Origin of the sequence: Streptococcus suis (genome assembly GCA_024583055.1) — a bacterium.
Lineage (GTDB): Bacteria > Bacillota > Bacilli > Lactobacillales > Streptococcaceae > Streptococcus > Streptococcus suis_V.
Genome location: CP102145.1, coordinates 905,886 through 918,560, shown reverse-complemented (window position 1 = coordinate 918,560; position 12,675 = coordinate 905,886). Strand labels below are relative to the sequence as shown.

At 44.2% G+C, this 12,675-nt stretch carries 17 protein-coding genes; all 17 read left to right on the top strand.

Annotation, left to right across the window (positions count from 1 at the left end; translation table 11 throughout):
* The 17 genes from NQZ91_04455 (at window position 1) to NQZ91_04375 (ending at window position 12,482) form a co-directional block, all read left to right on the top strand.
* Window positions 1-168 carry a hypothetical protein gene (locus tag NQZ91_04455; GenBank protein UUM58624.1) on the top strand — a complete coding sequence of 56 codons (168 nt, stop codon included), beginning with the start codon at window positions 1-3 and terminating at the stop codon, window positions 166-168.
* 3 nt (window positions 169-171) lie between these two features.
* Complete coding sequence (locus NQZ91_04450; protein UUM58623.1) at window positions 172-591, top strand: phage holin family protein; 420 nt, start codon at window positions 172-174, stop codon at window positions 589-591.
* Window positions 592-687: 96 nt separating this feature from the next.
* Window positions 688-1,452, top strand: coding sequence for an SH3 domain-containing protein (locus NQZ91_04445; GenBank protein UUM58622.1), 765 nt, complete (start codon window positions 688-690; stop codon window positions 1,450-1,452).
* Window positions 1,453-1,610: 158 nt separating this feature from the next.
* Window positions 1,611-1,796: a type II toxin-antitoxin system HicA family toxin gene (locus NQZ91_04440; protein UUM58621.1), complete on the top strand. Its 186-nt coding sequence runs from the start codon at window positions 1,611-1,613 to the stop codon at window positions 1,794-1,796.
* Between the two features lie 59 nt (window positions 1,797-1,855).
* Complete coding sequence (locus NQZ91_04435) at window positions 1,856-2,260, top strand: type II toxin-antitoxin system HicB family antitoxin (GenBank protein UUM58620.1); 405 nt, start codon at window positions 1,856-1,858, stop codon at window positions 2,258-2,260.
* A 416-nt stretch (window positions 2,261-2,676) separates the two neighbouring features.
* A complete protein-coding gene (locus NQZ91_04430; GenBank protein UUM58619.1) occupies window positions 2,677-4,407 on the top strand; it encodes an ABC transporter ATP-binding protein/permease in 1,731 nt (576 codons plus the stop codon).
* Window positions 4,404-6,143: an ABC transporter ATP-binding protein/permease gene (locus NQZ91_04425; protein UUM58618.1), complete on the top strand. Its 1,740-nt coding sequence runs from the start codon at window positions 4,404-4,406 to the stop codon at window positions 6,141-6,143. Before NQZ91_04430 ends, NQZ91_04425 begins: the two co-directional genes overlap by 4 nt.
* A gap of 226 nt (window positions 6,144-6,369) precedes the next feature.
* Window positions 6,370-6,528, top strand: a complete 159-nt coding sequence (locus NQZ91_04420) for a hypothetical protein (protein UUM58617.1) — start codon at window positions 6,370-6,372, stop codon at window positions 6,526-6,528.
* A 429-nt stretch (window positions 6,529-6,957) separates the two neighbouring features.
* The gene (locus NQZ91_04415; GenBank protein ID UUM58616.1) at window positions 6,958-7,197 is read left to right on the top strand and encodes a GlsB/YeaQ/YmgE family stress response membrane protein; all 240 of its coding nucleotides are present in this window, start codon (window positions 6,958-6,960) and stop codon (window positions 7,195-7,197) included.
* A 21-nt stretch (window positions 7,198-7,218) separates the two neighbouring features.
* Window positions 7,219-7,794, top strand: a complete 576-nt coding sequence (gene amaP / locus NQZ91_04410; protein ID UUM58615.1) for an alkaline shock response membrane anchor protein AmaP — start codon at window positions 7,219-7,221, stop codon at window positions 7,792-7,794.
* Window positions 7,795-7,802: 8 nt separating this feature from the next.
* Entirely contained in the window at window positions 7,803-7,991 is a 189-nt protein-coding gene (locus NQZ91_04405; protein ID UUM58614.1) for a DUF2273 domain-containing protein, read from the top strand.
* A gap of 34 nt (window positions 7,992-8,025) precedes the next feature.
* Window positions 8,026-8,523 carry an Asp23/Gls24 family envelope stress response protein gene (locus tag NQZ91_04400; GenBank protein UUM58613.1) on the top strand — a complete coding sequence of 166 codons (498 nt, stop codon included), beginning with the start codon at window positions 8,026-8,028 and terminating at the stop codon, window positions 8,521-8,523.
* Window positions 8,524-8,547: 24 nt separating this feature from the next.
* The gene (locus NQZ91_04395; protein UUM58612.1) at window positions 8,548-8,739 is read left to right on the top strand and encodes a CsbD family protein; all 192 of its coding nucleotides are present in this window, start codon (window positions 8,548-8,550) and stop codon (window positions 8,737-8,739) included.
* 29 nt (window positions 8,740-8,768) lie between these two features.
* The gene (locus NQZ91_04390; protein ID UUM58611.1) at window positions 8,769-9,293 is read left to right on the top strand and encodes an Asp23/Gls24 family envelope stress response protein; all 525 of its coding nucleotides are present in this window, start codon (window positions 8,769-8,771) and stop codon (window positions 9,291-9,293) included.
* Window positions 9,294-9,430: 137 nt separating this feature from the next.
* On the top strand, window positions 9,431-10,057 hold the full coding sequence (locus NQZ91_04385) for a GntR family transcriptional regulator (GenBank protein ID UUM58610.1): 627 nt from the start codon (window positions 9,431-9,433) through the stop codon (window positions 10,055-10,057).
* Between the two features lie 16 nt (window positions 10,058-10,073).
* The gene (locus NQZ91_04380) at window positions 10,074-10,775 is read left to right on the top strand and encodes an HAD family hydrolase (protein ID UUM58821.1); all 702 of its coding nucleotides are present in this window, start codon (window positions 10,074-10,076) and stop codon (window positions 10,773-10,775) included.
* Window positions 10,776-10,973: 198 nt separating this feature from the next.
* On the top strand, window positions 10,974-12,482 hold the full coding sequence (locus NQZ91_04375) for a PTS transporter subunit EIIC (GenBank protein UUM58609.1): 1,509 nt from the start codon (window positions 10,974-10,976) through the stop codon (window positions 12,480-12,482).
* Window positions 12,483-12,675 lie beyond the last annotated feature (193 nt).

The window sequence follows — 12,675 nt, the reverse complement described above, 5'->3', positions numbered from 1 at the left end:
ATGATTGTAATGTTAATGGCGATGAATATTGTAGATGAGCACTTTGATTTTGCATTTAAGGATGTTCCACGCATCTTTAAAAAGAAAGTCAAGGCTCAGTTGGAATTGATGGGACACCCTGAACTTGCAGATGAGAATGTGGTGAACTATATTCCGGAAGGAGGATAATGAATGCAGGCTTCAATTCAACCGCGTCCACATGGGATGTTTGATTTCCTACGCGAACTTATTGCAACAGAGGACGGACTTATCCTCTTTTTGCTTGGGTTAATTGTCGTTATGGAGATTGTTGATTTTTTATCGGGTACGTTTGCTGCAATGATTAATCCAGATATTGATTATCAATCTAAAATCGGTATTAACGGCCTGATTCGCAAGATGATGGGAATCATCTTACTTACTGTATTGATTCCTATGTCAGTGCTGTTGCCAGAACAGACAGGTGTAGCTTTTCTGTACACTATCTATGTCGGATACCTCATCTTGACCTTTAAGAGTTTGGTCGAAAACTATGGCAAGGCCAAAGGCGATACATCGATTTTTGAGAATGTCACGGCAGCATTGGAAAAGCTGATAGGAAAGAATAAGTGAGAGTAATTAAAGCAATTTTGCTTATCGTGATTTTGGGAGCTTTGACACCTATTATATGGGTGTTGGCTCCTTTTTATCTTGAAACGGAGGAAGAAGATGACAACAGTAAATGATGTAGTAAGCTATTCCCTTTCCTTAGTCGGTCGTAAGGTCACTGTGCCAACCAATCCCTACGGTGGACAGTGTGTGGCCTTGATTGATCATATCATGCAACATTTGACGAGTGGTAAGTTGAATATGGCCTATACTAACGCCAAGGATTGCCTGGCCAGGGCTAAGAAGTTGGGATTGCCTGTGGTTTATAACGACACCAGCAAGCCCGGTTTAATCCCACAGCCTGGTGATTTTTTTGTCATGCAGTTTGGGGCCAATGACCCTTTTGGCCATATCGGTGTGTGTATCTCTGCTAATGTGAATGGTATGACAACCGTTGAGCAGAATATCGACGGCTATTCTGACCACAATCGAAACGGTATTAATGACCAGCTGGAGATTGGTGGTGGAGGTATTACTCGCAAGCATCAGCGAGACTATAGCAATGTTATTGGTTGGTTTAGGTTAAATTATTCTGAGCAATCAACAGCGCCGAAACCTGCCACAGGGAGCAGGCGATACAAAGAAACTGGCGTGTTTACAGTCTCAGTTGATTCTATCAATGTCCGTCGTGCGCCAAACACATCTGGACAGATTGTGGCAACCTACAAAAAAGGGCAGTCGGTCAAGTATGACGAGGTTGTTGTCGATTTTGACGGCTTCGTCTGGATTTCATACATCGGCGGCAGTGGCAAACGTAACTATGCGGCTACTGGAGCAACTAAAGACGGTAAACGTTATGGCGATGCATGGGGTACGTTTAAATAGATTTTCAGCCCAGCGTTTGCTGGGCTTTTTTCTATTGTGACGAATATTTTTGATGGAATATTTTTTTGAAAAATATTTGTTAAAAACAAGTGTTTTTGTTGACAAGTGTAAAAAACAAGTGTATAATATAATTAAAGATAAGGAAAGGAGATAAGCCAATGACAGAGCGAGAGCTTAAGAAGATTGCTAAGAAGCAAGGTTTTAGTAAAACTAACTTTGGCAAAGGGTCTCACGAAGTTTGGAAACATCCAGACGGACGGACAGTGACGATACCTAAACCCAAAGAGAAGGATTACAGACCTGGTACACTGAACAATATTCTCAAAGTCTTGTATGGGGAGTGAGGGCACTCCTCCCTGTACCCCTAAAGTGGTTACTCTGATCATTGGCTTAATCTATCACTATGAAATATAATTATTTAGCATTGTTTGAAGCAGATAAGGAAAATGGTGGCTACAGCATTTCTTTCCCGGATTTCCCTGGAGCATTTAGTGAAGCTGACAACCTGAGCGAAGCTATTTTCAACGCTCGTGAAGTTCTTGAAATCTATACCATCATGTTTGAAGACGAGGGTAAAGAATTTCCGAAACCATCATCATTCAAGGCACTTGCAAGCAATCTAGCAAGCGATGATGATGTGATTCAGGCTATCTCTGTTGATACCGAACTTGTCCGTGAGCGTGAACGCTCTAAAATCGTCAATAAGACTGTCACACTACCAAGCTGGCTTGTGGAAGTTGGAAAAGAAAACAAGGTCAACTTTAGCCAGCTGCTGCAAAAAGCAATCCGTGAGGAATTGCAGGTATAAAATTCGCCCCAAATCCGCCCCAAATTATTTTCAAAGTTTGCCGAATTTAACTTGACGGAAAAACAAAAAGCCTAATTTTACGGGCTTTGCATTCGGTTAATTCCCACTAATTCAGGCGCTAAAAGGTGGCAACTAGCATATAGTCGACAAACGGTCCGGATGGGTCGTTTTTTCTTACTTTTTTACCTAAAATACCTTGACAAGTCAATATATTCTGATAAAATAAGGGGTAGAATAAGGAAAGGAGTACTACAATGAACAATACAGTATTTATCACAAAACAAACTGTTTTTCATAAACCACTCCTTTTTAAGCAACTATAATAGTCTATTTGAACGGACTTGAGGGAGCCTAGGCGGAGTGTGTCGTCTAGGCTTTTTTGCGTGCTTAGAAAGGTTTTAAGATAAGGGAGATATATGTTCAGCTTAATTTTTGATTATGTCAAGCGGCACAAGTGGCTCTACTTGCTGATCGCTGTGACCTTGATTATTTACGACGCCACGCTCTTGGTGCCGACCCAGATTATCCAAAGAATGGTCGACACCCTGGCGTCTAATGGCTTGACCGAGAAAATGTTGGTCCAGGATATGACCCTGCTCTTCCTGGTGACCCTGGTCAACTATGCTACAGCCTTCATTTGGCATCTCAAGCTTTTTCAGTCTTCTATCAATTTCAAATTTGACATGCAGCAGCGAGCCTTCCGAAAAATGGTTGTCATGCGGACGCCCTTCTATGAGAAGTTTCGCTCTGGGGATATCATGACCCGCTTTTCAACGGACGTGGACGGGCTGATGGAAATGGTTGGCTACGGGATCATGATTGTGGTCTATGCAGGAGGCATGTTTGCCTTTGTCATTCCATATATGTTTATCATCGACTGGAAGACTTCTCTGGTGGCTCTGCTTCCTATGCTGGCTATGACTGCGGCTATCTTTTTCATCGGTCGCAAGCAGGATGAGGCCATTGAGGCCAACCGGGAGGCCGTCGCCCAGCTCAATAATGAGGTTCTGGAAGTCGTAGAAGGTATTCGGGTCACACGCGCCTACAGCAAGAAGGCCACTCAGAAGGTCAAGTTTCAGGAGCGGACACGGGAGCTTGCCAAGGGTGGAGACCGGATTACCTCCCTCCAGTCCCTCTACAATCCCTTGGCTACTGTGGCTTTGGGCTTGTCCACTATTTTGGTCCTGGTCATGGGGACAGTAGCTGTCAAGTCCGGTCAACTGTCTATCGGCCAGGTCATCGCCCTCCAGCTCTACGTTGGTTCACTTCTCGAGCCTTTCTGGATGCTGTCGGATTTCATCTTGGTCTACCAGACCGGCAAGACCTCATTTGAAAAGCTGCAGGAGCTGATTGATACAGGGGATGATTTGGAAGTTGATGGTTTTGGGGAAATAGCAGAGCTGTCCAGTCTGGCTTTTGAAGGGTACAGCTTTAGCTATCCACAGGCAGACTGGCCGAGTTTGCAGGACATCCATTGGACCCTGAAAAGAGGGCAGACAGTCGGTATCGTTGGGAAAACAGGGTCAGGCAAGACCACTCTGGTCCGCCAATTCCTCCGTCAATATCCAGTCGGTCAAGGCAGTTTTACGATAAATGGCCAATCAGTTCTGGACTTTAAACGCGCATCTATCGAGGAAAAAATTGGCTACGTTCCCCAAGAACACATCCTCTTTTCCAAGTCAGTCGGCGAGAATATTGCTCTTGGTAAGCTGGATGCCAGTCCTGAGGAGATTGAGCAATCCATTGCGACAGCGGCCTTCAGTCAAGACTTGGGGCGGATGAGTGATGGGCTGGCGACCATGATTGGTGAGCGGGGTGTGTCCATTTCGGGCGGTCAGAAGCAACGGATTTCCATTGCACGGGCCTTTCTGCGAAAACCAGACCTGCTGATCCTGGATGATTCCCTGTCGGCAGTAGATGCTCGTACAGAACGCCAGATTATTGAAAATATCCAAAAAGAACGGGCGGGTAAAACCAATGTCATCGTCACCCACCGCCTATCGGCTGTTAACCATGCAGACTGGGTGCTGGTCCTGGATGAGGGCCGCATCGTTGAAGAGGGCCGTCCAGCAGATTTGCTGGCGCAAGGTGGCTGGTACTTTGAGCAATACCAGCGACAACAAAGCCAGGAAGGAGGAGAGGAATGAAGATTTTAGGATTTTTATTGCGACAAATCAAGCAGGTCAAATGGCTATTTGCCATTGCGGTAGTCTTCTATCTCCTGGCTTCTACCATGGTGCGTTTGGCACCGCTCATTATCCAGCAGGCTATTGACGGTCCCTTGACGGATTTGAGCAAGGGGCTGCCCTTTGATCAGGTTGCCTTTTTGACCAAGGCTAGTCAGTATATGGGGATGACGGTCATCGGTGGTCTGGGCTTTTATCTATCCATGCGCCTGCTTATGCACTGTGCCAATCGGATTGCGGAGCTTTTGCGAAATCAGGCCTACGATGTCATGCAGCGCCTGCCTATTTCCTACTTTGATGACAAACCAGCAGGTAAGATTGCGACTCGGATTGTCAATGATACCGAGACCCTGCGCAACCAGTTCTATGGGACCCTGGTCTACGCCTTTAATAACCTCATCCGTCTGGCATTTACCTACGGTGTCCTCTTTTACATGAATGCCACCCTGGGCTGGCTCATGCTGGTCTTGATTCCACTCTATATCGCTATCCAGTATGCCTATAAGCGGATGACAGACAAACCCATGAAGGACTTTTATGATGCCAGGAGTGATGTCAATACCCAGGTCAATGAAACCATGAACGGGGCTAGTCTGATCCAGCTTTTCGGTCAGGAAGAGGCAGTCATGGAAGAGTTTGAGGCAACGGCAGACAAGATGCGACGGGCCGATAACCGAATTATCTGGGCCCAATCCTTGGCGACCTGGAACCTGAGTGGTTTCCTGCAAAACTTGGTGGTCACTGGTATTCTTACGGTGGTTGGCTATCAGTTTCTCAAGGGCCAGCCGGGGGTTAGTCCAGGCAAGCTCTTTGTCTATGTCAACTATATTGAGGGAATTTTTATTGCCCTGGGTTCCTTGGTACAGCAATTTCCAAATATGCTGCGGTCCTTTGAAACGGGCAAGCGTTTGATGGCCCTCTTGGAAGAAGAGACGGAGCCAGATAGAGAAGAGATCTTGCAGGTGACTGATGGTCAAGTCATATTTGAACATGTCCAGTTTGCCTATGAAGAAGGCAAGGCAATCTTGAAGGATATCTCTATCCAGGCGGACAAGGGACAGACAGTAGCTCTGGTGGGCCATACTGGTTCGGGTAAGACGTCGATTATGAACCTACTCTATCGCTTTTACGATCCCCAGGTTGGGCGGGTCTTGATTGATGGTCAGGATATTCGAGACTATTCTCGCGAAAGCCTGCGCAGCCATATGGGGATTGTCCTGCAAGATCCTTATCTCTTTACGGGGACCATTGCCAGCAATGTGGCCATGGATGTGGACCAAATGGACCGGGAGCGCGTGCGCCAGGCTCTGGAAAAGGTTGGAGCTGGGCCGATGTTGGATCGTCTGGAAAAGGGAATCGATGAGCCTGTTGTCGAAAAAGGTTCGGCCTTCTCCAGTGGAGAACGGCAGTTGATTGCCTTTGCCCGGACCCTTTATTCTGACCCTAAGATTCTGATCCTGGATGAGGCGACTTCCCACATTGATACGGAGACTGAGGAAATCATCCAGCATGCCATGGAAGTGGTCAAGGAGGGGCGGACAACCTTTATCATCGCCCACCGCCTGTCGACCATTCAAAATGCAGACCAGATTCTGGTCCTGGACCAAGGTCGCATCATTGAACAAGGCCGTCATGATGACTTGGTCGCTCTAGGTGGTGTCTACGCCCAGATGCAGGCTATTCAGTCTAAAGTCTAGTGTTTATAAATCTATTGAATCTCAGTCTACGGACTGGGATTTTCTTTGTTTCTATCTATAAAACTCAATGAAAATGTCCATGGTTGAACTCTGTCGTGCCCTTCTTTCAAGGGGATAGGCTGAAAATTTCCCCCGAAACTCTTCACTCACCAAGGCTGTTGACAATGGATAGATTTGATTTTTCAAGAGTAAAGATAGTACAATAATAGTACAAGGAGGTCTGCCTATGAAATTTGATTTGAAGAATATCTACATCCGCATCGCTTTGGCCTTGTTCTATGTCCTAGTGGCCAGCCTTGGCAAGTATTTGCTCCATATGGAGGTCAAATGGTGGATTTCGGTCGGAATTGTGCTCCCCTTTGTGCTCTTTTATAAGAAGAAGTAGCTTAAGTTTTCTCATTTGAGGAAGTCGTTGGATATTCAACGGCTTTTTCTTTTGTTTAGAAAAAGTGACAACTTATAAATTAAAAAAGCTAGTCAATGTAGTTTCTTTTGAAGTAAAAACCGAAAAATCGTGTTATTTTTTTCCTCTTGTTTTCCTCATTATCTGACATTTTAGGTTAGAAACTGGCTCCTCCTGAAAAGAAATATCAAAAAAATAGCACCTAAAAATCGCATAAAATAGGCATTTTTAAGAATTTTTCCAACTTTTTTTGAAAAAATAAGAAAAAAGACTTGCCAAGTCTCCAAATTGATGATATACTGACAACATAAAGATAAATAAAAGTTGTCACTTATCAAGTAACGTTACTGTTATTCATCTTTATAACCCAAAAATCGATTTTTACTATTTTTATCTAAAAGGAGAATTTATATGATTTGGTCACTTATTGTTGGTGGATTTATTGGAGCTATCGCTGGTGCGATTACGAAAAAGGGTGGTTCAATGGGTTGGATCGCGAACATCATCGCAGGTCTAGTCGGATCATCTGTTGGTCAAAGTTTGTTTGGTCACGGCGGTCCGAGCCTTGCAGGTATGGCCTTGTTCCCATCTATCCTTGGTGCAGTTATCGTTGTAGCAGTTGTATCCTTCTTCTTTGGCCGTAAGGGTTAATGAAACTAGAAAGAGGCCTCAATGTCTAAAGTAAAAAAAATACTGACTGCTAGCCTCTTATTGCTGGTCCTGCTCTTCCTCTTGCTGACTTCTTTGAAGTTTGCAGGAGGGGGCCATCTCCCAGCGGAGCTAGTAGCATGGATTCCTCAATGGCCTGTCCATCAGGTTGTCGCTCCCTTTCTCAATCCCCTTGCATTTTGGGGCTTGATAGGACTGGCAATTCTGACTGCGGTCCTGCTCCTGGTAGTCCTTTTCTACCCTAAGCGCTATGCAGAGATTAACCTCATCCAGGAAAATGGTGGCAGTCTTCTAATGAAAAAATCTGCTATCGAATCCTATGTAGCGATCCTAGCAGAAGAATCTGGCTATATGAAATCTGCAAGTGCAACAGTTATTCCCTATAAGAAGCGTCTTAAAGTCAAGCTTGCGGGTGATTTTGCTAAAGCTGGATCCCTTGGTGATCAGACTAGTCTTTTGGAGAAAAGCATTCAACATGGTTTGCGTCAATTCTTTGGAATGGAGCAGCCAATCAACTTTACTGTCCTTGTCAAAGATGTTGCAAGCAGTAAACAGTCGCGTCCTTCTCGTGTAGAATAGAGGTGTACATGAAAACAAATAAATGGACTCTTCCTCTAGTGGGAGGTGCCGTCGGTCTTGTATTATCTATCTTATTTCTGAGTCTTGGATTTTTCAAAACTCTCTTAGTCTTAGTTTTGGTTGCAATCGGAGTAGGTGTAGGCTTCGGCCTCCAGGAGACAGGTCTCTTGGAAAACTATTTCAATAAGCGCTATTAAGTTTAAATAGAATTTTATATTTTCGGAGGTCATTATGACAGAACAAAATACACAGGTAATCAATGGTGAATTGACCTATGCGGACAAGGTCATTGAAAAAATTGTTGGCTTAGCTTTGGAATCAGTAGACGGCTTATTGGCTGTGGATGGCGGATTTTTAGCTAACTTGAAGGATAAATTGGTCAACACTGAAAATGTCCGTTCAGGTGTAAATGTAGAAGTTGGGAAAAAACAGGTTGCAGTCGATTTGTCGATTGTAGCTGAATACCAAAAACATTTGCCGACTATCTATAAGGCTATCCAGACAGTTGTTGAGTCAGAAGTCAAGCGTATGACGGACTTGGAAGTTGTTGAAATCAACGTTGAAGTATCTGACATCAAGACGCGGGCTCAATTTGAAGCTGATTCTATTAGCTTGCAGGACCGTGTTTCAGATGCAACCCAATCAGTAGCAGATTTTACAGGTAGTCAGGTCAAGAAAACTTCAAGAGGTATTGAAGAATTGACTGCTAGAGAACCCCGTGTCATTTAAGAAATAAAAGAAAGAGGAAATCCTATGTCAGAAGAAAAAGTAAATGCAAAAGCAGAAGAACTTGTTGGTGGTGCTAAAAACCTTGTCGGTAAGGCAACGGGCAACAAGGAAGTAGAAGCAGAAGGTAAGGTAGAGCAATTGGCTGGTAAGGCTAAGGCTGCTATTGCTGACGCTAAAGATGCCGTTAAAGGCGCTGTTGAAGGTTTGAAAAAATAAGTTTTATCTATAGAAAGAGAGATTAGGAAATGAAAGAAACGAAAAACACACAAGTTGAAGCTGTAAAAGGTACTGTAGAATACGCAGACCAAGTGATTGAAAAAATGATTGGCTATGCCTTGAAAACTGTTCCAGGTCTTTTGTCAGTCAGCGGTGGTTTCTTAACGGATTTCAAGAACAAGCTGGTCAATAGTGACAATGTGAGAGAAGGCATCAACGTCGAAGTTGGTACCAAACAAGTTGCAACAGACCTGAAGATTGTGGTAGAATATGGTAAAGATATTCCAGCTATCGTTGAACAAATGAAAGCTGTCATCAGCAAAGAAGTTGCGGCTATGACTCACTTGCAAGTAGTAGAAGTGAACGTAGAAGTTGTAGACGTACAAACGCGTGAAGAATTTGAAGCGGCTTCCGTTACCTTGCAAGATCGTGTAACTGAAGCAAGTCAAGCTACAGGTCAGGCTATCGCTTCTCAAGCAAACAAGGCTGGTGAATTTGTCTCAGAAAAAACAGGACAAGTGAAGGAACAAATCCAATCATCTCGCGTAGAGTAGACTCAGTCTAATCAGTTCATCAATTAAATAGGGTTCAGGGCATGATTCTTGCCTAGGACCAATTAAAGGAGTGAGTTTCGGGATCATGGAAGGTGATACGGTACCGCTCCTTTTGTCTATGGAAAGAAGGAAGATTTATGCCAAATCGAAAAATTGTAAAGGCGTCCAAGTACCAGCAGATTGCGGTCGGAGTGGCGCAACGGATTGTCTCAGGTGAATATGAAGTAGGTGAGCGAATCAAATCTCGTTCGACCCTGGCTAGTATGTTTGGGGTCTCGCCGGAGACTACTCGTAAGGCCTTAAATATTCTGGCCGACCTCCATATTGTGTCGGTCAAGCATGGTAGTGGGGCCATCGTCCTGTCCAAGGAAAAGGCCCACGATTTCATTGATAATTTTGAAATGACCAGCTCCCTAAATTCGCAAAAAGACCGGATTTTGGAAAAGATGGACCAGCAGGAAAATATGCTCAAGGAATTGCGTGGCTTGGTTTCTGTCTACTTGGATCAGACCAAGCGCGTGCAAAAGAAATACCCTTTGGAGCCCTACGGTTTAAAGTTGACAGCTGACTGTGAGTTGCTGGGCAAGCAGTTGGCGGAAGCACGTATCTGGCACCACACAGGAGCCATTATTGTCGGTATTGAGCGCAATGAAGAGCTCTTGATTTCTCCTAGTCCCTACCAGACTTTGGAGAAAAATGATCTGGTGTATTTTGTCGGAGAAGAGCAGAGCTATCTGCGGATGAAAAATCTCTTCGGTTTATAAGAGGTAAGTAATGACAATAAAGGCACTTGTATTTGACTTAGACGATACCTTATATGACCAGATTCAGCCCTTTGAACGGGCCTTGAAACGACATTTGTCGGTGCCTGAGGAGCAATTGGTTCACCTGTATCTGGCCTTTCGCCACTATGCGGATCAGGTTTTTGAAGCAGCTGCGACTGGCAAGATCAGCCTCAAGGACAGTCATGTTTATCGGATGAAGGCGGCCTTAGCTGATTTTGGTTACCAGGTGTCCGATGGGCTGGCCTTGACCATTCAAATCGACTATGACTATTATCAAGGGCAATTGGAACTCAGTCCGATTTATCCAGCTATTTTTGAGGCTTGCAAGCAGCGGGATATCACTCTTGGCATCATTACCAACGGTCCCCATCGGCATCAATTGCGGAAAATCCGAACCTTGGGCCTACAAGATTGGATAGAGCAGGAGAAGATGGTTATCTCGGGGCAGGTTGGGATGACCAAGCCCAATCCAGCTATTTTCAAGCTGATGGAAGAGCGCCTGGGAATGGCGGGTCAAGAAATCTGTTATGTCGGTGATTCATTTGAAAATGATATCATCGGTGCCAAATCAGCTGGCTGGCAGGCCATCTGGTTCAACCACAGAAAACGGCAGCAGCCGGAGACAAGTGTGGAACCGGATAAGGTTGTGACCGAATGGCTTGACTTAGAAACAGCTATTATAGAGATGGGAAACTAGCTTAGGCTGGTTTTTTATTTTGGAGCTAATCGAAAGTAATTTCACAATTTATAAAATTTATCTATAATATTAAAACTACTTTCTAAACAAGTTCAGATGGTTGAAATTCCTAAAAACTATGCTTATAATGTTTTTGTAAACGTTAACATTTTGTAAAAGAGCGATGATGTCGTTCCATGCTTTAGAAAGGAGTTTCTGATGAACTTCAAGAAGTTTTCTCAGTTGGGGCAGGCTTTCATGCTGCCCATATCTATCTTACCGGTTGCTGGTTTACTCCTGGGTATCGGGGGTGCCTTGTCCAACAGTAATGCGGTTTCTCAATTTCCTGTATTAGACCAGGCTTGGTTACAGGCAACTTTCACCATTATGAGTACAGCTGGTAGTGCTGTCTTTGCTAATTTGGCCCTTATTTTTGCGGTCGGAGTGGCAGTTGGTCTTGCAGATGCCGACAAGGGAACAGCTGGTTTATCAGCTGCGGTGTCCTACTTGGTGTATACAGCTACGATTAGTGGTTTTCTACAGTTATTTGCAGAAGAAGGTGCTAGTATTGACACAGGAGTGGTCGGTGCTTTGGCTATTGGTATCACAGTAGCAAATCTCCACAATAAATATAGGAAAATTGAGTTACCAGCCTTCCTAGGTTTCTTTGGAGGTTCGCGCTTTATTCCAATAGTGTCGTCTTTTGCAGCCATTGCCTTTGGTGGGATTTTCTATTTGATTTGGCCACCGATTCAGGGGCTTTTGGTGACATTCGGTGAAACAATATCAGAAATGGGAAGTCTAGGAACCTTCCTTTATGGATTTGGCTTACGGTTAACCGGAGCTTTTGGTTTACACCATACTATCTATCCGATGTTCTGGTATACTTCACTGGGTGGAAGTGAAGTAGTTGCCGGTGAAACGATTCAAGGTGCTCAGAATATTTTCTTTGCACAATTGGCTGATCCCAACCATACTGGATTATTTACATACGGGACTCGTTTCTTTGCCGGTCGTTTTGCGACTATGATTTTTGGTTTGCCGGCTTCTTGTTTGGCCATGTACCATGCTATTCCAAAGGAAAATCGTAAAAAAGTTGGCAGTTTCTATTCAAGTAGTGCCCTTACGTCCTTGTTGACAGGGATTACAGAACCAATTGAATTCTCCTTCCTATTTGTTGCTCCATGGTTGTACGTCGTCCATGCCTTCCTAGATGGTGTCTCTTTCTTGGTAGCTGACTTGCTACAAATTCGTATCGGGAATTCCTTCTCTGGTGGTTTGATTGACTATCTTATCTTTGGTGTTTTCCAAGGCAATGACAAAACCAACTGGCTCTTGGTGCTTCCAGTCGGTTTGGCCTGGGCAGCTATGTATTATGTTGTTTTCAAATTCCTAGTGACCAAGTTCCATGTTCTAGTGCCTGGTATGGAAACGGGTGATAGCTCTGCAAATTCTGATAAGGTATTGAAAAACGGCTCAACCCTCTATGATAGTGCCATTTCAATCATTGATGCCTTGGGTGGCGAAACCAATATTGAACACGTGACAGCCTGTGCAACTCGCCTCAGAGTATCCTTGAAGGACAGTCAAATGGTTGACAAGGATGTCCTGAAAGCGATTGGAGCAACAGCAGTTCTGGATGTGAAAGATGGTATTCAAGCCATCTATGGCGGACGGGCTATTCTTTATAGCCAAGAAATCAATCAGATTTTGGGCAGAGAAGAATAGCAAGGACAATCGACCAGCTTCGGCTGGTTTTTTCTTTTTGAAATTTTCTGACTTCTAAAAGTAGTTTTAGGAATATGTTAGATTTTACAATTTTTGAAACTGAAACCTATTATATGGCAATATATTGAATTATTGTATCCGAGGCGTTATAATAACAATGTAAGCGCTAACTCGGATCCGTCATTGAAAGGAG